At 59.9% G+C, this 20,462-nt stretch carries 13 protein-coding genes and 7 pseudogenes; 7 read left to right on the forward strand and 13 right to left on the reverse strand.

The features are described from left to right. Positions 1-8 precede the first annotated feature (8 nt). The 3 genes and pseudogenes from NHAM_RS27005 to NHAM_RS20005 form a co-directional block, all read left to right on the forward strand. Positions 9-182: a hypothetical protein gene (locus tag NHAM_RS27005; protein ID WP_157043705.1), complete on the forward strand. Its 174-nt coding sequence runs from the start codon at positions 9-11 to the stop codon at positions 180-182. After that, complete coding sequence (locus NHAM_RS20000; protein ID WP_011512225.1) at positions 166-2,235, forward strand: recombinase family protein; 2,070 nt, start codon at positions 166-168, stop codon at positions 2,233-2,235. The genes NHAM_RS27005 and NHAM_RS20000 overlap by 17 nt, the downstream gene beginning before the upstream one ends. Before the next feature lie 26 nt (positions 2,236-2,261). Then, a pseudogene (locus NHAM_RS20005) lies at positions 2,262-2,633 on the forward strand (transposase); the annotation flags it as partial. 278 nt (positions 2,634-2,911) lie between these two features. On the opposite strand, the pseudogene NHAM_RS20010 reads toward NHAM_RS20005, so the two are convergent. The 4 genes and pseudogenes from NHAM_RS20010 to NHAM_RS20025 form a co-directional block, all read right to left on the reverse strand. After that, positions 2,912-3,149 (reverse strand): annotated as a pseudogene (locus NHAM_RS20010) (transposase); the annotation flags it as partial. A gap of 322 nt (positions 3,150-3,471) precedes the next feature. Next, positions 3,472-3,744, reverse strand: a pseudogene (locus NHAM_RS25345) (HAD-IC family P-type ATPase); the annotation flags it as partial. A 13-nt stretch (positions 3,745-3,757) separates the two neighbouring features. Next, positions 3,758-4,783 (reverse strand): ATP-dependent DNA ligase, encoded by a 1,026-nt coding sequence (locus tag NHAM_RS20020; protein WP_011512227.1) that lies wholly within the window; start codon positions 4,781-4,783, stop codon positions 3,758-3,760. Between the two features lie 26 nt (positions 4,784-4,809). After that, a complete protein-coding gene (locus tag NHAM_RS20025) occupies positions 4,810-5,619 on the reverse strand; it encodes a Ku protein (RefSeq protein ID WP_011512228.1) in 810 nt (269 codons plus the stop codon). Positions 5,620-5,696: 77 nt separating this feature from the next. Between NHAM_RS20025 and ligD the strand changes: the two genes are divergently transcribed. Then, positions 5,697-8,399: a DNA ligase D gene (gene ligD / locus NHAM_RS20030; protein ID WP_011512229.1), complete on the forward strand. Its 2,703-nt coding sequence runs from the start codon at positions 5,697-5,699 to the stop codon at positions 8,397-8,399. 30 nt (positions 8,400-8,429) lie between these two features. Here ligD and NHAM_RS20035 read toward each other — a convergent pair whose 3' ends face one another. The 3 genes and pseudogenes from NHAM_RS20035 to NHAM_RS28490 form a co-directional block, all read right to left on the reverse strand. Further along, positions 8,430-8,645, reverse strand: a complete 216-nt coding sequence (locus NHAM_RS20035) for a hypothetical protein (protein WP_011512230.1) — start codon at positions 8,643-8,645, stop codon at positions 8,430-8,432. Then, positions 8,642-8,822: pseudogene (locus NHAM_RS28485) on the reverse strand (DNA polymerase Y family protein); the annotation flags it as partial. The pseudogene NHAM_RS28485 and the gene NHAM_RS20035, both read right to left, overlap by 4 nt. Positions 8,823-9,183: 361 nt before the next feature. Beyond that, positions 9,184-9,413, reverse strand: a pseudogene (locus NHAM_RS28490) (hypothetical protein). Positions 9,414-9,763: 350 nt separating this feature from the next. On the opposite strand from NHAM_RS28490, the gene NHAM_RS20045 reads away from it, so the two are divergent. Together NHAM_RS20045 and NHAM_RS28955 are read left to right on the forward strand one after the other, a co-directional pair. Further along, the gene (locus tag NHAM_RS20045; RefSeq protein ID WP_011512231.1) at positions 9,764-10,198 is read left to right on the forward strand and encodes a hypothetical protein; all 435 of its coding nucleotides are present in this window, start codon (positions 9,764-9,766) and stop codon (positions 10,196-10,198) included. 58 nt (positions 10,199-10,256) lie between these two features. Beyond that, positions 10,257-10,391, forward strand: a complete 135-nt coding sequence (locus tag NHAM_RS28955) for a hypothetical protein (protein ID WP_283805357.1) — start codon at positions 10,257-10,259, stop codon at positions 10,389-10,391. Positions 10,392-10,516: 125 nt separating this feature from the next. On the opposite strand, the gene NHAM_RS20055 is transcribed toward NHAM_RS28955, so the two are convergent. From NHAM_RS20055 to NHAM_RS20075, 6 genes and pseudogenes are all read right to left on the reverse strand, one after another. Then, positions 10,517-11,506: a YihY/virulence factor BrkB family protein gene (locus NHAM_RS20055; protein ID WP_347336424.1), complete on the reverse strand. Its 990-nt coding sequence runs from the start codon at positions 11,504-11,506 to the stop codon at positions 10,517-10,519. Positions 11,507-12,456: 950 nt separating this feature from the next. Next, positions 12,457-13,320, reverse strand: coding sequence for an IS21-like element helper ATPase IstB (gene istB / locus NHAM_RS20060; protein WP_011508919.1), 864 nt, complete (start codon positions 13,318-13,320; stop codon positions 12,457-12,459). 8 nt (positions 13,321-13,328) lie between these two features. Beyond that, positions 13,329-14,819 (reverse strand): annotated as a pseudogene (istA, locus tag NHAM_RS20065) (IS21 family transposase); the annotation flags it as partial. A 116-nt stretch (positions 14,820-14,935) separates the two neighbouring features. After that, positions 14,936-15,007, reverse strand: a pseudogene (locus NHAM_RS28495) (cell envelope biogenesis protein TolA); the annotation flags it as partial. A gap of 57 nt (positions 15,008-15,064) precedes the next feature. Next, complete coding sequence (locus NHAM_RS20070; RefSeq protein WP_011512234.1) at positions 15,065-15,781, reverse strand: HAD family hydrolase; 717 nt, start codon at positions 15,779-15,781, stop codon at positions 15,065-15,067. A 360-nt stretch (positions 15,782-16,141) separates the two neighbouring features. Further along, positions 16,142-17,674: an FAD-dependent oxidoreductase gene (locus NHAM_RS20075; RefSeq protein WP_011512235.1), complete on the reverse strand. Its 1,533-nt coding sequence runs from the start codon at positions 17,672-17,674 to the stop codon at positions 16,142-16,144. A 552-nt stretch (positions 17,675-18,226) separates the two neighbouring features. Between NHAM_RS20075 and NHAM_RS20080 the strand changes: the two genes are divergently transcribed. Next, positions 18,227-19,063, forward strand: a complete 837-nt coding sequence (locus NHAM_RS20080; protein ID WP_011512236.1) for a Ku protein — start codon at positions 18,227-18,229, stop codon at positions 19,061-19,063. The last annotated feature ends 1,399 nt before the right edge of the window (positions 19,064-20,462 follow it).

Here is a 20,462-nt window from a genome sequence, read left to right on the forward strand (position 1 = left end):
AGACAAGCATGACGCGTCGGCAACAATATCCACGCCAATCCGACCTCTTCGTGCCCAAGACGCCACTGGTACCGATGACAGCGTCCGAGCGGGCGAAGCTATTGCCACTGGTGAGCGCGCTTTTGTCGGAAATACTCAGTGTCGTCGCAGTGACGGAGGCAGGCGATGAAGATCACGCCTGATCATCTGGCGCGGGGCGCCTTCATCTACATTCGACAATCCACGGTCGACCAGCTTGCCAACAATCATGAGAGCCGACGACGTCAATATGGCCTTGCCGACCGTGCCCGTGCTCTCGGTTGGACGGATGTGACAGTCATTGATGACGATCTTGGTCGGTCGGGTTCGGGCGTCAGCCGTCCGGGCTTCGAGAGGCTGCTTGCAGCGATCTGTGAAGGCCGCGTTGGTGCCGTGTTTGCTATCGAGGCGTCGCGCCTGGCGCGCAATGGACGCGACTGGCACACCCTGATCGAATTTTGCGGCTTGGTCGGCACGGTGATCGTCGATGAGGATGGAACGTATGAACCACGCCATCCAAACGACCGGCTGTTGCTGGGCATGAAAGGGACGATGAGCGAGCTCGAACTATCGCTGCTGCGGGCCCGTTCGATGGAAGCCCTGAAGCAGAAGGCACGACGGGGCGAGCTGTTCTTCTCGGTAGCCGTTGGCTATGTAAAAGTGGGCCGCGACAAAATCGAAATGGATCCCGACCTGCGCGTGCGTGAGGCGATTGGGCTGGTCTTCACCCGGTTTGCCGAGATGCAAAGCATCCGCCAAGTGTTTTTGTCGCTTCGTGGTGACCAGATCGCGCTGCCGTATATCGACCCCAAAGTCTCGGGACAACATCATGTGCTGTGGAAGCTACCGGTCTACACGACGGTGAGCAATCTTCTCACCAACCCTGTTTATGCCGGTGCTTACGCCTTTGGCCGAACCGGAAGCCGGATGACAATCGAAAATGGCCGCAAACGAATCGTTCGCGGCCGCCGCAAAGATCGCTCAGATTGGGCGGTCTTGCTCGTCGACCATCACGAGGGGTATTTGTCCTGGGCAGACTTTGAAAGGAATCAACGGCTGATCGCTGACAACGCCAATGGTAAGGGCATGATGGTGCGCGGACCAGTGCGCAAGGGGGAGGCTTTACTCACCGGCCTGCTACGCTGTGGTCATTGCGGCCGCCGGCTGCTTGTCAGCTACAATGGCACCAAGGGCGATGTCGGTCGCTATAATTGTGACGCGACCCGGAGCAATCCCGGTGCTGCTCCCTGTATCTCGTTCGGCGCTCTGCGGGTCGATGAGGCGGTGGGAGCCGAGATTGTGCGGTTGCTGCAACCGCTCGGTGTTGAAGCGGCCATCCAGGCGATCACGCAATGCGAGCACCAGTCTGGCGAAAAACAACGCCAGGTCGAGTTGGCGCTCGAACAGGTGCGATACGAGGCAACCAGGGCACGCCGACAGTATGACACGGTCGACCCTGATAATCGTCTGGTCGCTGGTGAACTCGAGCGACGGTGGAATGCCGCCCTTGCGGCCGTACGCGCACTCGAGGAGGAACTGGAGGCGCTGCTTCGACAGCGGCCGGCGACCTTGGGTGCAGAGGAGCGCAAGCGTCTGTTGCAAATGGGGGCTGATCTGGAGGCCGCTTGGCACCATCCGGCGGCCACTGCCGTCACGCGTAAGCGTATCATCCGGGTCGTGTTGCGTGAGGTGGTAGCCTGCGTCGAGGATGACCAGATTCATTTATTGTTGCATTGGCAGGGCGGCGATCATACCCGCTTGATGGTGAGAAAGAACCGGAGGGGGCAAACACGGTGGGCCGTCGAGCCCGAGACGGTGGAATTGATCCGCGCCTGCGCGCGATTGATGCCTGACAAAGCCATTGCCGGCATGCTCAACCGGACAGGTAAGCGAACAGGCCGATTGAATGGATGGACACAGTCGCGTGTGCGGGGCTTCCGCAACACGCACGGCATCACGGTCTACAGGGATAGCGAATGGGCCGAGCGCGGCGAAGTCACGTTGCCTGAAGCAGCCAGGATGCTCAATCTGAGCCCCCTGGCGGTGCTACGCCAGATTCGCGCCGGCGGCATTCCCGCCAAGCAATATTATGCAGGCGCACCTTGGGTAATCAAACGACGGGATATCAAAGATCCGCATGTGATCGAGCGCGTCAGGGCGTGCTGCAAAAGCCCGTCATCATCAAATCCAAATCAAAAGACCTTTGTCTTTCAATAACGTAGTGAGATGGGCATTATGACGTGGGATCAGGCGTGGTGACGGCCTTAACCTTCCGCCATACAATCGATGACCCGTCGCGCTTCCGATCAGCCTCAACAGTCGGCGCCTATCTGGGCCTTACCCCTCGGCGCAACCAATCTGGCGAAACTGACACCAGTGGCAAGATATCGCGATGGGGCGACCGACTTCTCCGAAGCTACCTGTTCGAAGCGGCGACCGTTCTGCTTTATCGGACAAAGAAATGGTCCTCTCTCAAGGCCTGGGGAATGAAGCTCGCGAAACGAATAGGCGTGAAGAAAGCGAAGGTCGCCATTGCACGGAAGATCGCCGTGATTCTCCACTACATCTGGGTCGACGGCACGTCGTTCGACTGGGGCCAGGCGAAGCCGGCCTGATCGCATATCATAAGCTCCTTGTCCGGTCCGCCGGGCTGGCGATGTCCCGCTGGGACGGAGGTCGTGGTGACCTCGGTGAATCGGCTGGTGACGGCTTGTCCGTACTCCGCCCCACACGTTGAGGCACCCGATCCGGACATCATCGTGAGGCGCTTTCGCGACCTCGGAAAGGACCATGACCCCAGCGATCATCACCCGACCAGGTCGATCAATGCCCAGCTAAAAATCATATGTCAGCCGCGCTCGCCCCGTCTCCGCAACCCCGACCAGCTCCAACGTTGGCGCTCGGAGCGCACCGAGTAGAAGGCTTGCAGCAGCATCGCTCCGCAGCAGCTTCTCTGGCGCGATCGACGGCCGCCCGATGCCCGCGTAGAGCGCTGCAAAATCGCGCTCCATAATGCCGAGCGTCTCGTTCACTAGCCGACGGATCGTGCGAAGCGGATGATCCTTGCGCACCCGGGCTTCCAGATCCACGTAGCTGAACAACGATCCCGTTCTCTCGTCAGACCCTCGCAAATCCGCCTCCCTGCAACGGGTCAATTGAATCACGATGGCATTCTGAAAACGAGAGACTTTTTCAACAGCCTGCTAGATCATCTTGCAACACCCCGCGCCCGCGGCCCAAGGCCCGGCGATGGCATTGGCCTGCATGTGGGTTAGCAGCTGTTCGTCGACGCGCTCGGCGGTGCGCCGCAATGCCAGTTCGCGCAGTGCCGTCAGACTGCCCGGCGAAAAATAATCTCAGGCCAGGTTCAAGCCAGGTGCAAGGCAGCGACGACGAGGTGATGGGTGATGGCCTTGATTCCGATAAAGGGAATGATGATACCGCCGACTCCATTTTCGCCACGTCATTGGCGATCGAGAACGTCATCAGGGCACCGCGCGTCATCATGAGCTGTTTGCCGATCTCGACCACCTCGATCAGTTTGGTCGGGTTGGAGTCCAGATCGACCATATTGCCGGCTTCGCGCGCGGCCTGGGTGCCGGTGTTCATGGCGACGCCGACGTCGGCCTGGGCCAGCGCCGGCGCGTCGTTGGTGCCATCGCCGCACATTGCGACCAGCTTGCCCTTCGCCTGCTCGTCGCGGATCAGCTTGAGCTTGTCCTCGGGGTTGCCTGCGTCATCAGATATGTTTGGTTGAGGTGATGGCAGCCATCAGCCGGCGGTCGATTTTTTGGTGCACCTGTTCGAAGGTGCACTGGCGCGGTTTCTTGTCCGGACGCCACCTCAGGATCGACGTGCCATGCCGGAAGCGTCCGCCGGTGAAGTGATCATAGGAAACTTCAACCACGTATTTCGGCTTCAACGGCTGCCATTCGGACGAACGTTTTGTCGACCATCGGCTCGGACCGCCTGGGGCGTTTCCCGTAAAGCTCCGATCGCTTGCTACGGCCTCGAGCTTGTCGGTAAGGGCGGGCTTATCCTTCGCTTTGATCCCGGACGAAAATCCCACGTGGTGAAGCAGGCCGTCGGCGTCGTACAATCCGAGGAGCACGGATCCGACGACCATCCGGCCGCCCTGGGGGTTTTCCCCGTACCGAAAGCCGCCGATCACGCAATCAGCGCTGCGATAGCACTTTATCTTCTGCATACCGTCGCGGTTGCCGGCTTGGTACGGAAGATCGAGCCGTTTCGCGATGACGCCGTCGCTGCCGCCTCCTGCCGAGGCAAGCCAGCGTTCGGCGTCCGTCAGCTTCAGGCTGGCCGGAGAAAGACGAAAGAGGTTCTCGCTCGAGAAATGACGGTCTGCGAAGTCTTCGAGTTGCGAGCGCCGCTTGGGTAGGAGTTCGTCCGCAAGCTCGGTCTTGCCTTTCCTCAGGAGATCGAACGCAAGAAACAACGCCGGCGTTTGCTCCGAAAGCTTCTTTACCCGGCTCGCAGCGGGATGGAGGCGCTGCAGAAGGTCGTCGAAGGAAAATCCACGCCCGACGGGAACGATAATTTCGCCATCGAGGACGAAGCTTTTTTCGCGCAAGGAGAGTGCCGCGGCGACCACTTCCGGAAAGTAGCGGCCCAGATTCTGCCCTGATTTCGAATGCATTGCCACGGTGTCGGCATCGCGCGCCAGCAGGCAACGAAATCCATCCCATTTCGGCTCGTACTGCCACTCTCGGCCTACGGGAATAGTAGCGACGGAACGCGCTTCCATCACCTCAACATGGGTGCGGCTTTTACTCACGCGGCTTTTCGCTTGCGGCCACGGCGACGCGCCGATGTCCGCTTCTTTCCTTTAATCGGAGGCGTCGCGGCTTTTTTGCGGCCCAAGCTCTGTTTCAACGCATCCATCAGGTTGATGACGTTGCTTTCCTCTTCCTTCTCGTCGGGCGCCTCGATCGTTTTACCCGCGGCCTTGCGTTTGACCAGCGCCTTCAGCGCAGCCTCGTATTTGTCCATGTGAGAAGCAAGATCGACCATGTCCTTGGATACCCGCGGACTGGGAATGTCGGCGAAATAATCCTCATCCCTCAACTCGTAGGGATAACGAAGGGTCGTCCCCAACAATCCCTTGCCCAGGGGCTTCAGCGCGATGACGTGCTCCCTATTGGCGAGCACGACGCGCGCCAGCGCGACCTTGTCCTTTCGCTTCATCGCGTCGCGCATGAGGACGAACGCATCGGCTCCCGCCTTGCCGTTTGGAACTATGTAGTAAGGCTTATCCAGATACCGCTCGTCGATATCTTCGGCGGGGACGAAATCGTCGATCTCGATGGTGTGGGTGCTTTCGAGCTTCAAAGCCTCCAGCTCTTCCTCCTCGATCGGGACGTACTTACCCTTCGAGAGTTCGTAGCCTCGGCCCTTGTGATCCTGGTCAACGACCCTGCCGGTCTGTTCGTCGACCATTTGCTGCCTCAGCCGGTGACCGGACTTAGTGTTGATCTGGTGGAAGTGAGTTCTTTCCGCCTGGGTCGAAGCCGGATAGAGCGCGATCGGACAGGTCACGAGCGAGAGCTTGAGCGAGCCCTTCCAATAGGCACGAGGCGCCATTTGATCCTCCGTGATAGGTGGAACTTTAACCGAACCGGAAACTTTCAGTTCCGCGGGGGATTCGAGCGAGGTGCCTCATGGTCAAAAAACTGCTGGTAAAATACCGCGCCAAACGCGATTTTTCGAAGACGGCTGAGCCCAGCGGAAACCTAAAGGTCAAGCCCTCGAAGAGCCTTCGCTTCGTCATTCAGAAGCACGCAGCATCGCATCTCCATTACGACCTGAGGCTCGAACTCGACGGCGTCTTCAAATCTTGGGCGGTCACCAAGGGGCCGTCGCTGGATCCTCACGACAAGCGGCTTGCGGTTGAAGTCGAGGATCATCCCCTGGACTACGGCGACTTCGAAGGCACCATTCCGAAGGGCCAGTACGGCGGCGGCACGGTCATGGTTTGGGATCGCGGCTATTGGGAATGCGACGACCCGGAGCGGGCATACCAGAAGGGCAAGCTGGACTTTACCCTGGAGGGTGAAAAACTTCACGGCGGCTGGATTCTAACTCGGATGCGAAAGCGAGAGGGCGAGAAGCGGACCAACTGGCTCCTGATCAAACATCGGGATGAATTCGCTCGGGAAGGGAAGAAGAATAGGATCTTGCAAGAGGACACGTCGGTAGCCTCGAGCCGGTCGATGGACCAGATCACGGCCGGCAAGGGCAAGGGTCCGAAGCCTTTTGTTGCGGCGAAGAGGTCAAGAGCACCTGCAAAGGCGGAATGGAAACCGCACCGCGCCTCAGCCCGAGCATCGACGCCCAGAAAGAGATCTGCTCCCGACAGGTCCCGGGCCGGGCGTTCACCCGAAAAGAAAGCCGGCGAGAAAGGCAACGCGATTGCCGATCGAAGCATGCCGCCCTTCATCGCGCCCCAGTTATGCTCTTTGGTCGAGCGCCCCCCCTCCGGCAGCGATTGGATCCACGAAATCAAGTTCGACGGCTACCGCATCCAGATGCGGGTCGAGAACAGCGACGTCTCCTTGAAGACTCGCAAGGGCCTGGATTGGACGCCGAAGTTCGGCGCGATTGCGAAGGCCGCGGACGCACTGCCCGATTGCATCGTGGACGGGGAAATCGTTGCCCTCGACCATCGAGGTTCGCCGGATTTCGCGGGCTTGCAGGCCGCCCTGTCGGATGGAAAGAGCGACGACCTCATCTTTTTCGCCTTCGATCTTTTGTTTCTGAAGGGCGATGACCTACGCCGGCAAAGTCTTGCCGACCGCAAGCAGGCCTTGAAGAAACTTATCGAGAAGACATACGGTAAGGACCAGGTCCAGGCCGAAATCCGGTACGTCGAGCATTTCGAGAGCGGTGGCGAAGCTGTGCTCAAATCGGCCTGCAGGATGTCGCTCGAGGGCATCGTCTCGAAGCAAACTGCCGCTCGTTACGTGTCCGGGCGAACAGAGTCCTGGTCCAAAGCCAAGTGTCGCGCCGGGCATGAAGTGGTCATCGGCGGCTGGAAAAGCAATGGTAACCAGTTCAAATCGTTGATGGCCGGCATATATCGGGGTGATCACCTCGTATACGTCGGTAACGTCGGGACCGGTTACAGTGCCGAGAAAGTCGCGCGCCTGATGCCGAGGCTTAAGGCCGCCGCTTCGGCGACAAACCCGTTCGTCGGCAATAATGCGCCTCGCAAGAAAGCCGGAATGCATTGGTTGAAGCCCGAATTGGTGGCCGAAATCGAGTTCGCCGGATTCACCGGTGCCGGCATGATCCGGCAAGCGGCCTTCAAGGGCCTTCGCCAGGACAAGCCCGCCTCGGAGGTCGAAGCCGAGACGCCGGCGCCAGCTGACAGCGCCGGCATCGCAAAGCCTGCACCGGCGCTGCGGACCAAGTCCTCCGCGAGCCTCCCTTCCGCTGCAAAGGGCGGTATTGTCATGGGGGTGCCCCTGAGCCGGCCGGATAAGATCCTATGGCCCGATGATGGGCAAGGACCGATCACCAAACTCGACCTCGCCCTGTATTACGAAAGCGTGGGCGCTCGGATGATGGAGCATCTCAAGGGCCGTCCATGCTCGATAATACGAGCCCCGGACGGTATCGAAGGACAGCGCTTCTTTCAGCGCCATTCGATGAAGGGCGGCTCCAGCCTGCTTGAGGAGGTCACCGTCTCCGGCGATCGAAAACCCTATGTGCAAATCGACCGGATCGAGGGTCTGGCCGCCGTGGCGCAGAGTGCCGGTGTGGAGTTGCATCCATGGAACAACCAGCCCGGCGACCCCGCCCTTCCCGGCCGGCTTGTTTTCGATCTCGACCCGGCGCCGGATGTGGACTTCGCGGTCGTGATCGACGCCGCCAAGGAAATGCGCGACCGCCTCTCCCAGCTTGGCCTCGTGTCGTTCTGCAAGACCACCGGCGGCAAAGGCTTGCATGTCGTTACGCCGCTCGCGCGCCCGAAAAAAGGACAACGACTGGACTGGGCCGCAGCGAAGCAGTTCGCCCGCGACGTGTGCAGCCAAATGGCACGCGAAAGTCCGGACCGATACCTCATCAACATGAGCAAGGCGAAGCGAACGGGAAAGATATTTCTCGACTATTTGCGGAACGATCAATTCTCGACCGCGGTGGCGCCACTCTCTCCCCGGGCGCGCGCCCATGCGCCGGTCTCAATGCCGATCACGTGGGCCAAGGTCAAACCTGGCCTCGATCCCATGCAATACACCATCCGCACCGTGCCCCAGCTTCTCAAGAAGTCGAAGGCGTGGTTCGAATACTGCGAAAGTGAACGCCCGCTTTTGGACCCGATCGCTAAACTGGCAAGACGGTCGACAAAGCTGGCAGCTTGACGCTTTTCTTTCGAACGCCGCGCGCGCCTGTCAAAGCGTCCTCCGTTTGAAAGGGCGCGGAACTTCCGCGTTAACGATCCGCCCGACCTCGCCCTCGCGCTGAATGCGTCCCTGAACGGCGACCATCCCCGCGGCAAGGATGATGCGGCGCTGGCGTTCATGCGCGAACAGTTCCTCACAGGACGACGCTCCCCGCAGGAACGAGAAGTGCGACGTGACCTGGAGCTCGGCATAACGGGACGTCATCCGAAAATCCCGTGCAGAAACCACTTGTGGTCGCCGCTCCTCGCCATCGCCAGCGCGAAAAATCCAGAAACGTTCACCGGCATCGTCCTCGACCTGCAAGTAGTCCCGGACCGCGATCAGCGCGGCGTCGCGCTTCCACCACTCGCCGAATACTCGCTCGAGACCGTATGGCCTGCGCGCCGGCGGGTTCTGTTTATCAGCGCCAGCGGGTTTTTATTGGGCTAAACCGCGGCAAGCGCCGATGGTACAGCGCCGAACTTGTAGCCATTACGAACGCGGCCGACACCTCTATGCCGTATGTCCTGGATCAACATTCTTGGGCGTTTTTTTCTCGCGCTGAGGCGTCATTTTGGCGGGGTCCGGTTTTCCTGGGACGCCGCGAGGCCCGAGCTGTTCTCGTTGGATATCGTCCTCTGACAAGCGCGGTTTGCCGTCGTCGAGTTGTCCTCAGGTCCGTATTTCAAATCTGAGGTCATGGACTGATCCATCGATTGCCGACGCCTTAAGGTTCAGATGACTTTCGTCCAAACTGACAGGGTCAATCGGCGCTCCTCAGTCTTCGCATCGTGAACTTGATCTCACCGCCAGGTAGTTCACGCCAAGTCTCAACCTTCAACATATATGCTGCAGCCATCGATCGAGAAACGTCCTCGCCGTCTGGCGGGCTTGATCGCGAGGCTGGGTGAAGGTCTCCCGGACGTAGCCGTCATCAGCCTGTCGGCGCCGAGCCGCCATCCGATCAGCCAAGTCTCTCGGGGTACGGGGCATCGCGGTACTCCACGTGCGATGCAGAAAAATGTAATGCTGGCGCGGGCCATTGGTAGTCTAGCATTTGAACGTGATCGACTGGCTTAGGCAGCGCCTTCATAGGCGGCGACATCCTTCCGTTGGGGACGCGTTCGGCTCGATGTGGCGAGCACGCGACAGAATTTTGGAGTTCAGGGAATTCGATACCCCGCGCGAGGCGCCTTATGTGCCCCTTTCCAACGGGAAAACAGAACGGATGAGGCGAAGGCGAACGCGTGCTGTGGCTGTGGTTTTTTCGCCGATGGCCAGAAACTTACTTCAGTCAAAAGTGTTGGCTGCATATCAGGGGCTCGCTCAAACGGAGGTATTTGATGTGCGATTACAGCTTGGAGCATGTTGCTTCCCGTCCCGCCGCGGCTGGCCAGCAGCTGGTGGTTACACGGTTTCCTCCATTTATGACGCGCGGTTTTGCCGAAATTCGCAATCCCGGCGCTGCGATTTGTCTCCTTCCGGGGACGGAAGTTGCGTTCGAAGCCGAGGTCAAGGCCGAGCCCAACTTTCCCTTGATGCCGAAGCGTAGGATCGGCGAGCGGCTTGCGCGCTTCCGCCAGGTCAATCTCGAAAAGCCGACGGCGCATCATGACGCGCTGGAATTCGCCAACGGCGAGATCGTGCTGGTTAACCGTCTAATCTTGGGCCAGATCGCCACCGTGCTGCAGCTTCCGAAGGAAGCGGTGCGCGCGAAGGCGGCCGAGACAAGCACCCTGCGGGCACAAGGCGCTCCGCACTCGGTTCTGCGGGCCTGACGCCAGAGGATATCGCGAGCTGGCATCGCACGGAGGACTTAGCTAGGGCCAATGCGTCGTGGCTAAAGTAAACTGGTCGCGCCGCTTCGACCCGCCGATCAAGTTGCCAAACTGCCGCAAGTTGCGCACTTTGAAAGATGCCGCCGAATATGTGCTGGCGATACCGCCGGAACTCCAAGTCGAAACAGAATGACAGCACGCCGCCAACAAGAACGCTGCGGTGCGCAACATCGCGTGGATGTGATTCTCGCGCCCGGCGTGATGCGCGCACTGCTGGGATCGTAAAAAGCCATCGAACATGACCGCGAACTCTATCCGTCAGCGGCACAAGATCGAGCGCGTGGCTCTAAACATGTCAGGTGGCGCACGCCCCACCGAGTCGGCCACCTTGGCGCCCGCGTCCACCGGCTTCGGTGTGTCCTTTGTGGTGTGGGCGATCTCCCACTCCATCTGCGCGTCGAGCTCCGCCCCGAGCAGGATCACGATGGCGGAGATCCACAGCCAAGTCATAAAGCCGATAGCCGCGCCGAGCGAGCCGTAGGTTTCGTTGAATTTGCCGAAATTGGCTGCGTACCAGGAGAACAGGGTTGATGCGGCGAGCCAAAGGATCGTCGCGACCGCGCTCCCCCACGTGATCCAGCGCCACCGTGGCGCCTCCCGGTCGGGGCCGAAGCGGTAGATCAGAGCCAGCGCCAGCGCGACGCCAACGAACATCGCGGGCCAGCGCGCCGTGCGAACCAGAAGATCGGCGAAGTTCGAGAGCCCGACATAGTTCAGGATGACGGGGACGACTACGACGGCGCCGAGGGCGGCGAGAACAAACACGATGCCGGTCATGGTGAACGCCAGCGACATCGCGTTCAGCTTCACGAAACCCCGGGTTTCCTTCTCGCCGTAAACGATGTTGAGCGTGTCGAACAGCGACTTCATCGCAGCGTTGGCGCTCCACAAGGAGACGGCCAAGCCGATTGCGAAGGTCAGTCCCAGCGTCTGGTTGCCCTTCGAAGCGACGCGCGTGAGCTGCTCGCGAGCCACATCGATAGCGCCGCTCGGAACAAATCCGGAGACCTGATCGAAATGTTTCGCGATCGTGGCGGGATCAGAGAACAGGCCGTAGACGGCGACCATTGCAGCCAGTGCCGGAAAGATCGCGAACAGGCTGTAGTAGGTCATGCCGGCGGCCAGCGCGAAGATACGGTGCTCGGACACGTTGGCGTAGACGCGCAGCAGGATATCCTTCCAGCGCCGGGACGGTATCTCGGAGGGCGTCGTCGCCGAGCGGCCATGGCCTTTATCTGCAGTCGTCAAACCGGCGGCCGAAGCATCACGACTCGCCTTCTTTCTCGGCGACGGAACCTCGTTTTCCGCAGGTGCGAGCCGACCGACGAAAAAAGCCACCGCCAACAGACCAAGTGCCGCAGCGAGACGCCATCCTCTTCCGTGGGGCTGCCCGCCAGGTACGTTCAAGCTCTCGCCCATGACCTCCTCCACCACGGAAGCTAATTGCAGCGAGCGTGAGGAGTTCCAGCGACCGTCCGGCACTATCACTATGCCCGATGGACGCAACGGGCGCGTTGATGCACGAGAGCACGTTCTACGTTCTATCTGGTGTTCATGTTCGCCGGAAGAGTCGCGGAAATGTTCCGCGCGGAGTTCGACGGCGAGCGCATGCATCGCTTCTTTAGAAGGGCAAGACCGTGCATTGGTCGCAGCGCAATAAGAGACCGCGCAACCCGAATAGCGCTTCCTAACGAAACCAATCTACCGCGCCGCCGAAATGGCCCCGATCATATTGCATGCGGCCGATGCGCTTCGGCGCGCGCGTGAGCTTCCTGTCGGCGGCGAGGAACGACCTTCGCCAGCTGGCGACTGCGCATCGAGAGCGCGCACCGGGCTCCGAGAGCATGCGGTGATCCGATGGGCGTGGCCGACTGATCGATATTCGTGGAAACTCTTTTCGGGTTGTAGCTTTCAAACAGGGTGGATGGTCATAAGACAGGCCAGCACCGGGCCTGCGAACTGCGTTGAACTTGTCGGGGACTGCGAGGTCTGCTCCGGTCACGAACGGACGTCAGGCGTCTTGATCGTTCGTCGGTTCACCCGGCTCGAATGTAATGGATACTGAGCGCGCTTGGATGAGGCCGTGGAGACCGTAGCAGGGCTCTAGCTCGGAAAAGACGGCGACGGGTAGTCTACTTCGAATATCCCACGATTTAACAGCCTAACGGCCGGCGGGGTCCTTCGTGTTCCGATGGCTGTCAATCGGCGCCGAAGTTTGACCCCGTATCGGCGTCCAAATTTGACCCCTTTGATCGACGGGATTTAGCGGTAGCGCTCGGTCCGTCGGAGCTGGCCGGGATTGCGGAGACGGACCGAGCGCGGGTTGTTTGATCATCGTCGCGGCTTTTGAAGCGCCAGCTGTCGTTGCCGGTTTCGACGATGTCGCAGTGGTGGGTCAGACGATCGAGCAGCGCGGTGGTCATCTTGGCGTCGCCGAACACGCTGGGCCATTCGCCGAAGGCGAGATTGGTGGTGACGACGATGGAAGTGCGCTCGTAGAGCCGGCTGACGAGATGGAACAGAAGTTGTCCGCCGGATTGGGCAAATGGCAGGTAGCCGAGTTCGTCGAGGACGATGAAGTCCATTCGGGTCAGATGCTCGGCGATACGACCCTGCCGTCCGTTGCGGGTCTCGATCTCGAGACGATTGACGAGGTCGACGACGTTGTAGAAGCGCCCGCGGGCACCGGATCGAATGCAGCTTCGGGCGATGGCGATAGCCAGATGGGTCTTGCCGGTGCCTGTACCGCCGACCAGAACGGCATTGCGTTGCTGGGCGATGAAGCCACCGCCGGCGAGATCATTGACCAGCGTCTGGTTGATAGGGGTGCCCTCGAACTGGAAGCCATCGAGATCCTTGGCGAGCGGCAGCTTGGCGATAGTGAGCTGGTATTTGATCGAACGCGCCTGCTTCTCGTTGATCTCGGCATTGAGCAGGTCGCCGACAATGCGTTGCGGTTCGTGCTGGCGCTTGACGGCGGTCGCCATGATCTCGTCGAAGGCGGCCTTCATGCCATAGAGCTTGAGTTCGCTCATGAGGTCGAAGAGTTGAGTGCGTTCCATCAGACCGGTCTCCTGAGGTTGTCGTAACGGGCACAGTCAGCGATCGGCGCATGGCGCAAGGTCAGCGCCGCCGGGGTGAGGATGTTGGCTGGTGGCGCCGGCTCACGCTGGCGGGCGAGGATGTTGAGAACGACATCGGCGGAATGGACACTGTGGGCGATCGCCTCGGCACAGGCGGCCTCGACTGCCGGCAGTCCGTCGGTCAGCACCGCGTTGAGGATGTCGACCATCTGCCGATTGCCATCGTCGGCACCGGCGAGCTTGCGCCGCACACGCTCGATCGCGGCCGGCAGCACCCAGTCCTTGAACGGGGCGCCGTTGCGCAACGCGCCGGGTTTGCGAGCCAGCACCGGCACATAATGCCAGGGATCGTAGGTCGTCTCGCCGCGGCCGAATGAACGCGGATGCTCGGCGACGATGCGTCCGTCCTGGCGGATCACGATGCGGTCGGCATAAGCTTGCACTTCGACGGGCCGCCCGACGGCGTTGGCCGTAACCGAGTATTTGTTGTTGTCGAAGCGCACCAGGCAGGTCTTCGAGACGGATGCCGGCACGGCATGGAATCCATCGAACCGGCCGGCATAGGGAACGAGCTTCGGCCGCTCGGCTTCGAACACTTCCCAGACCGTCTGTTCGGTCAGTTCCGGATGACGGTGCGCCTTGGCGTAGGCGATGCACTTATCCAGCAGCCAGGCGTTCAACTCGTCGAGGGTTTTGAACCGCAGCCGCGGCGTGAAGAAGCGCTCCCGGACCAGCCCAACCTGGTTCTCAACCTGGCCCTTCTCCCAGCCTGAGGCCGGCGTGCAGGCGACCGGATCGACCAGGTAATGGCTGCACATCTGCATGAAGCGGCGATTGTAGAGACGCCCTTTGCCGACGAAGATCGTCTCCACCGCGGTCTTCATATTGTCGTAGATGCCGCGGCCGCAGGTGCCCTTGAACAGAGCGAAGGCCCGGTCGTGGGCGTCGAACACCATCTCCTGCGTCTCGCGTGGATAGGCGCGAGCGAACAGCATCCGGCTGTGACAGAGCCGGACATGAGCGACCTTCACGATCACCGTCACGCCATGCAGCAGGACAACCTCATGGCTCCAGTCGAACTGGTAGGCTTCTCCCGGTGCAAAGCTCAGCGGGACATAGGCCGCCGCCGTCGATTGTCCGCGCTCCTGGCTCCACCGTCTGGCGTAACGTCGCACAGCATCGTAGCCGCCGTCATAGCCGCGCCCGCGAAGCTCTTCGAAGACCCGGATCAGCGTCAGCTGTTCGCGAGCGGACTTCGCCGCGTTCGACGCCAGCAATCCGTCGAGATCAGCGGCCCATCGCCCCAGCTTCGGCCGCGGCTGCACCGCACGTTCGTACTCGAATGAGGTCTCCCCAGACCGCAACACCTTGCGGACCGTGTTCCGCGACACCTTCAGGTCGCGTGCGATCTCCTTGATCGTCTTGCCCTTGATGAAGTGCTCGCGGCGTATCCGCGCAATCGTCTCCACGATCAGCATCCCCAACCACCTGCTTCGTTCCAAAGCAGGCAGCGCAACAGACCAACCTATCGGGGGTCAATTTTGGACGCCGATCCCCCGGCTCAGGGGGTCAATATTGCAGGCCGAATAACATTCATCGAAGGAGCGGCGATCGCCTGATCGAAGAAGCCTAGCGAAGTCTGGTAGGTTTTCAGTTTTCTCGCCATGACGCTCCCCACCCCGTCCGCTAACCGCTGCTGAAACGATTGACTGTGTTGTGTTATCTACCTCGCAAGCGGAGAGTCGGCGAAGCGAGCGAACAGTGTGGCCGGGCCGGGGTATATCTCGATGCATCCGCCTTGCCGTAGCGAGCTCTCGGTGAACCCGCCGCAAAGCACGCCGATGGTCGCGATCTTTGCCTTCACCGCTGCTTCGGCATCGTATGGCGTGTCACCGATCGCGACGGCGTCGGCGCCTTCGATCTTGAGCTTCCTGAGAACGATCTCGAAGATGTCCGGCGCCGGTTTCGATTCCTCGGCGTCGTCTGAAGAAGTCGTCACGTCCACCAGGTCGGTGATACGCGCGATGTCGAGGTACTTGTCGAGTTCGTCCTTCTTGGCCGAGGAGGCGACGGCGACCTGAAGTCCCGCGTCGCGCACGCGTCGCAGTAAATCTGGGACCGCCGAGAAGGGACGCACAAGCGGCAGGTATTCCGTTTTGAAGCGATTGCCGCGCCATTCTTCCATCTCTTTGCCGTGGTCCCGCTGTTCGTCGGCGGACAGAAAGACGGGAATGAGCTTGTCACCCCCCTTGCCGATCTGGCTTCGAACCTGTTCGAAGCTCACATCGTGGCCGAACTTCCGCAGAGCTTGCTGCCATGCGAGCGCGTGGAGATCCACCGAGTCCAGCAGCGTGCCGTCTAGGTCGAAGATGGCGGCTTTCGGCAATTCTAGGTCCTCCACCATAACCGGGCAAGCGTCAACCTGCACGCTGACCGGCATGCGAAGCTCGCCCGATCCCGCGTGCCAGCGTTCGATCTTCCGCGGATCTTCTCTTCCGCCGAGCACTACTGGAGGGTCTGACGTCGGATGTCCTTCAGCACTCGATCGGCACTTTGCCTGGCCCGGATTTCTGTTTCATCTTCGCTCCTTGCGGCTACGATGAACCAGAAATCCTTGTAACGCCTCAATTGGTCTTCAAGGGCGCTGACGGCGAACAGTCCGACAGTTGTTGACGGCAATTCTTAGGCGTACCGCTGAGCCAATGGCATATCGGACCGTCCCTGCCAAGGCGGCCCCGACGCTATTCGCCAAACTGCCAAAGTCTTCCGGAAACAGAGGATCCAAGGAGCAATGCCTGCATCAGTGCTTGTCTTCCATAAGGTCGAGGGATGCGACGGCGGGAGCGTTCAGCGCGGTCCCGTCCACCGCGAACTGCGAACCGTGACAGGGGCAATCCCAGCACGTCTCGAACGAATTCCAATTCAGATGGCAGCCGATATGCGTGCAGGCCGCTGACCTCACGAGCAGTTCACCGGACTTGTCGCGATAGGCGGCGCATTTCGAAACGCCTTGGCGGATGATTGCCCCAGTTCCAGGCTTTAGTTCATCAAATGATTTGAGCTCGCCCGGGGCCAGATATTCCGCGAAGTTCTTGACCGCGGTAAGGTTCTCCTTAAGGAAGTTGCCGGCCGCCATCGGCGTCTTACGCCCGGGCTCGTAAACGTCGGTCCATCTGGCTTTCTTTCCGAGAATGAGAGCCGAATTGAGAAGGCTGCCGACTACGCCATGCGTGATCCCCGGGCCTGAGTCGCCCGTGTGTACATAGATATTATCGTTGCCTGGATTGCGGCCGATGAAGGCGGCGTAGTCGATTGTTTCGAGCACCTGACCAGACCAACGGTGCGTCTCCTCACCCAATGCCGGAATAAGATTGCGGGCCCAGGCGTCCAGGGCGCCGAACCGCAAGCCAGCGTCATCGGCCTCACCGCTCTTGTGGTCGCCTCCCCCTACAATGACGTAATTTTTTTGCTGATCCCCGGGTTGGAGGCGGACATAGTGATAAGGGTCGAGCGTGTCGCAGTATAACGCATCGGGAAGGCCGCCGGCCCTTATCTCAAATGCCATCGCATAACTGCGATAAGGCGCCATTTTGGTATGAAGAGTGAACAGGTTGGAAATCGGCGAGTTCGTGGCGACAACCGCTGCCCTCGCCGTGACTAATCCGCCATCGCTCTTGACGGTGACCGTTCCATCTTCATTTTCGGCGATTTCGGAAACAGCTGTACCCGCGTAAAATTGACCCTGACGCCCGACGATTTCTTCGGCCAATCCACGCAGATATTTGAGGGGGTGAAACGTAGCTTGCTGAGGGTACTTCAACGCGTGCTGCGCGTCGCAATGTTCGAACGCAACCCCGACAATGCGATGCACGGGCGCTCCGATCTTGCAGACGGCGTCAAATTCCTCATCGATGATTTTGGGATCAGTATCAAGCGCCTGAAACAAAAAGCCGTCCAGCCGCCGGAAATCACACGCGATACCATGCTTTTTTTGAATTTCCTCGATACGGTCTATCGCGGCTGCGTGGCTTTCATAAAACGCCCTGGAAATATCATCGCCTCGCAGCTTGATCATTTCTGATGTCAGGTCGTCGCACAAAGGAGCAAGGTGTGCGGTCGTCCTGGCCGTTATGCCGCCTGCGATCCTCCCGCGATCGATAACAATAACCTTCTGTCCCTGCGTTGCCAGTTCATAGGCCGTAGAGATTCCCGCAATACCCGCGCCGATAATAACGGTGTCGCATGACCGATCGCCCGATAAGGGAGATGCCTCAGGCGCTACCGCGACGTCCATCCAGAGAGATTTCGAGCGGCGGTCAAAATCGAAAGTCATGTCAAATGCCGGTCGGAGAAAAGCCCCTGTTAACGCCGGCGTTGCCCTCGAGTTCCGGACGCGGACCCTCGGGCCAAGGCTCGCAAAACTTGTGATGAGCGTCGATCGGCGGCAGCGCTCTTCAGGTCGTTATGGGAACACAAACAAATCGCGCCCCTGCGATATCTATGACCTGACGCGGTGGGCCCAGCCTGCAAAAGCGCTCAGCGCGTAATGTCCTTTAGACCGCCCGCCCTGGGCCATGTCCTAGACGAAGATGTTCTTTCGGGGTCCAATGATAGAGACGAAGCCGCAGATGCGTGTCGAGGAACCTATATTTGCGAACCTTGCCTGCGTGCACCGGCTCGACCGCGCCGACCCGGACGCTTGGAACCGGGCGCAGCCTGGCGGACCCCATTCCCCGGCGCCACAGCGGAAGCCTGCCTCGCGGCGATGGATGCCATCAGGCTCGGGCTCGGCGACACTTGCCCTGACTGTTAAATCTTTGAACCGACTCCCCTTCTCACTGTCAGGCTTTATATTGAGCCTCAGTGCAGATGGAGTTTTGAGTTCATGGCACCCCGCGCCAATTGGAAGGGCTTCCTACGGCTGTCTCTGGTGACATGCCCGATCGCGTTGTTTCCCGCGACGTCCGAGTCTGAGAAGGTCAGCTTCAACCAGATCAACCAGAAGACCGGCCACCGGATCCGATACGTTAAAGTCGATGCCGATACCGGCGAGGAAATCGCGAACGAAGACATCGTCAAAGGCTACAAGGTCGATGCCGACAGCTATCTCGAAATCACCAAAGACGAACTCGAGAACATCGCCCTGGAGTCCACCCGCACGATCGACATCGATCAGTTCGTGCCGCGTGCCGAGATCGACGACCTCTACATCGTCAGGCCGTATTATCTCGTGCCTGACGGGAAAGTCGGACACGACGCCTATGCCGTGATCTGCGACACCATCAAGGCCACCGGCAAAGTGGCGCTGGCTCGGGTAGTGCTGACAAACCGCGAGCACGTTATCGCAGTCGAGGCGCGTGACAAAGGCTTGATGGGGACGCTGCTGCGTTATCCTTATGAGGTGAGCGATGCAGCGGACTATTTCGACGACATCAAGGACGTAAAGCTCACCAAGGACATGCTCGATCTAGCCAAGCATATTGTCGACCAGAAGAGCGGCCATTTCGATCCCGAACGGTTCGAGGATCACTATGAGAAGGCCTTGAATGAACTGCTGGCCAAAAAGCAGAAGGGCCTGCCGATCACGGCAACTAAAAGACCTCAGACCAGCAACGTGGTTGATCTAATGGATGCGCTTCGCAAGAGCCTGGAGTCTGGCTCAAAGGCCGCGAAGTCTCCGGCCAAGAAAGCTACTTCGGCCAAAAAGCGAAAGGCGGGGTGAAATAGAAAACCCTGAGCGGCACAGGCAGGATCAGTCGTCACCTCACCGAACAGGATTCGTCGTCCGTGTTCGTCTTTCATGGGAAGGACCATTATCTCACGACGCTTGAGCGGGGCCAGCTGCCGGACTTCGCCGAGTAACGCGAGGATAGTTGCCCGATACGTGGCCTGCCTTCTACTCTTTGAACAGGTCGGCGCTGATGAGAACCACGGGCTCTGTCGAGGTATTCTCGCGCTGTTCTGCGTCGTCAACCGCTATGTCGGCAACCTCGCACCGATTGCCGGGCGTGTTTCCCGACCACCGGTCGTCACTTGCAAGTGTGGCCATTTTCGATGTGGTTACGCGTAACCGTTGGAGCGATTATGTATCGCGTGACGAAAAAGCGCACCGCTCCGAAAAATAAAACCCCCACCAGTGGCGGATGGCCACGGGCGCCCGCCGAGCTGCGATCTTGAGACCCGAAAGCGTCAAAAGTGCTATACGCCAAGGACACCAATCGGCGAGCTCGACGTCTCCTTCGACGTCGCGATCGATATGATCTGGGAATGGAAGATCAGCAAGCCGCATTTTTCGAGTCGTGGGGGTGGGGTCCGAGGCTCGCGTCGAGCGCAGCATGGTTCGAGCGCGTGCGGGATGAGCATCATGAAAAAAGAGCGTTCCTTTTTTCTGTGAAGACTATTGCTTCCCCTGCCACCGGCCTCCCATCGGTCGCCGAGCATCCTAGCAGCCGCAGAACCATAAACGATTAGGTTGGCGCGAGGGAGCACCCTATAATAAGTCCCGGGCCGAAGGTTGGGAAACGGGCGACAATGTCGAAGAAGGCTGTACCCGAACAGGAGATCGCGCTTTATGACGCAATCGGGCGCGCTATCGCGAATTTGCACGCGGCGATCGCTGAGGTTGACGGCGCCTGGGTTTAGTCACGGCTGAACGTCCAGACCCTTCGGCGGCAGCTTTCGCCGCGCTCGATGGCAGATTCTCCGGGTCGCCCGAGAGGACTTGGCTCGGGCCCGTACCGCGCTCACCGCCTATACGGAGGAGCCGAACAATGATTGCCGCGATTTGATTACGCCCTGCTCGCTCGATATGGCTCAACAGCGGAGATGTCGCTCAACAGGGGAGCCCGATGTGCTTAATGCACTCAGGCCGGCGGAAAAAACTGCAAGGCAACGGTCAGCAATTGACGGCCACCGCCAGGTGGAGCGGCATGTAAGTCGCCTCGACTGCTCGCTTCGAACCATGTCTGGCATAACGGGGCCTTGCGCTAGGCACTGAGGCGGGGGCGGGAGGACACCGCTCCAGCCATTCCGTCGGGGACGGAGGCACTTAATTTGTGACGAGGTTCCTGCGCGACCGGCCGTAGCACCAACAGGAACATCGCCAGCGCCAATTTCTAGCG

Origin of the sequence: Nitrobacter hamburgensis X14, from assembly GCF_000013885.1 — a bacterium.
In the GTDB taxonomy this organism is placed as follows: Bacteria; Pseudomonadota; Alphaproteobacteria; order Rhizobiales; family Xanthobacteraceae; genus Nitrobacter; species Nitrobacter hamburgensis.

What these genes read in the sequence shown, in the direction of transcription:
- NHAM_RS27005 (WP_157043705.1), top strand. Translation starts at nt 9, where the DNA reads ATGACGCGTCGGCAACAATATCCACGCCAATCCGACCTCTTCGTGCCC.
- NHAM_RS20035 (WP_011512230.1), bottom strand. Translation starts at nt 8,645, where the DNA reads ATGACGTCCCGTTATGCCGAGCTCCAGGTCACGTCGCACTTCTCGTTC.
- NHAM_RS20000 (WP_011512225.1), top strand. Translation starts at nt 166, where the DNA reads ATGAAGATCACGCCTGATCATCTGGCGCGGGGCGCCTTCATCTACATT.
- ligD (WP_011512229.1), top strand. Translation starts at nt 5,697, where the DNA reads ATGGTCAAAAAACTGCTGGTAAAATACCGCGCCAAACGCGATTTTTCG.
- NHAM_RS20045 (WP_011512231.1), top strand. Translation starts at nt 9,764, where the DNA reads ATGTGCGATTACAGCTTGGAGCATGTTGCTTCCCGTCCCGCCGCGGCT.
- NHAM_RS20080 (WP_011512236.1), top strand. Translation starts at nt 18,227, where the DNA reads ATGGCACCCCGCGCCAATTGGAAGGGCTTCCTACGGCTGTCTCTGGTG.
- istB (WP_011508919.1), bottom strand. Translation starts at nt 13,320, where the DNA reads ATGGAACGCACTCAACTCTTCGACCTCATGAGCGAACTCAAGCTCTAT.
- NHAM_RS20075 (WP_011512235.1), bottom strand. Translation starts at nt 17,674, where the DNA reads ATGACTTTCGATTTTGACCGCCGCTCGAAATCTCTCTGGATGGACGTC.
- NHAM_RS20020 (WP_011512227.1), bottom strand. Translation starts at nt 4,783, where the DNA reads ATGGAAGCGCGTTCCGTCGCTACTATTCCCGTAGGCCGAGAGTGGCAG.
- NHAM_RS20070 (WP_011512234.1), bottom strand. Translation starts at nt 15,781, where the DNA reads ATGCCGGTCAGCGTGCAGGTTGACGCTTGCCCGGTTATGGTGGAGGAC.
- NHAM_RS20025 (WP_011512228.1), bottom strand. Translation starts at nt 5,619, where the DNA reads ATGGCGCCTCGTGCCTATTGGAAGGGCTCGCTCAAGCTCTCGCTCGTG.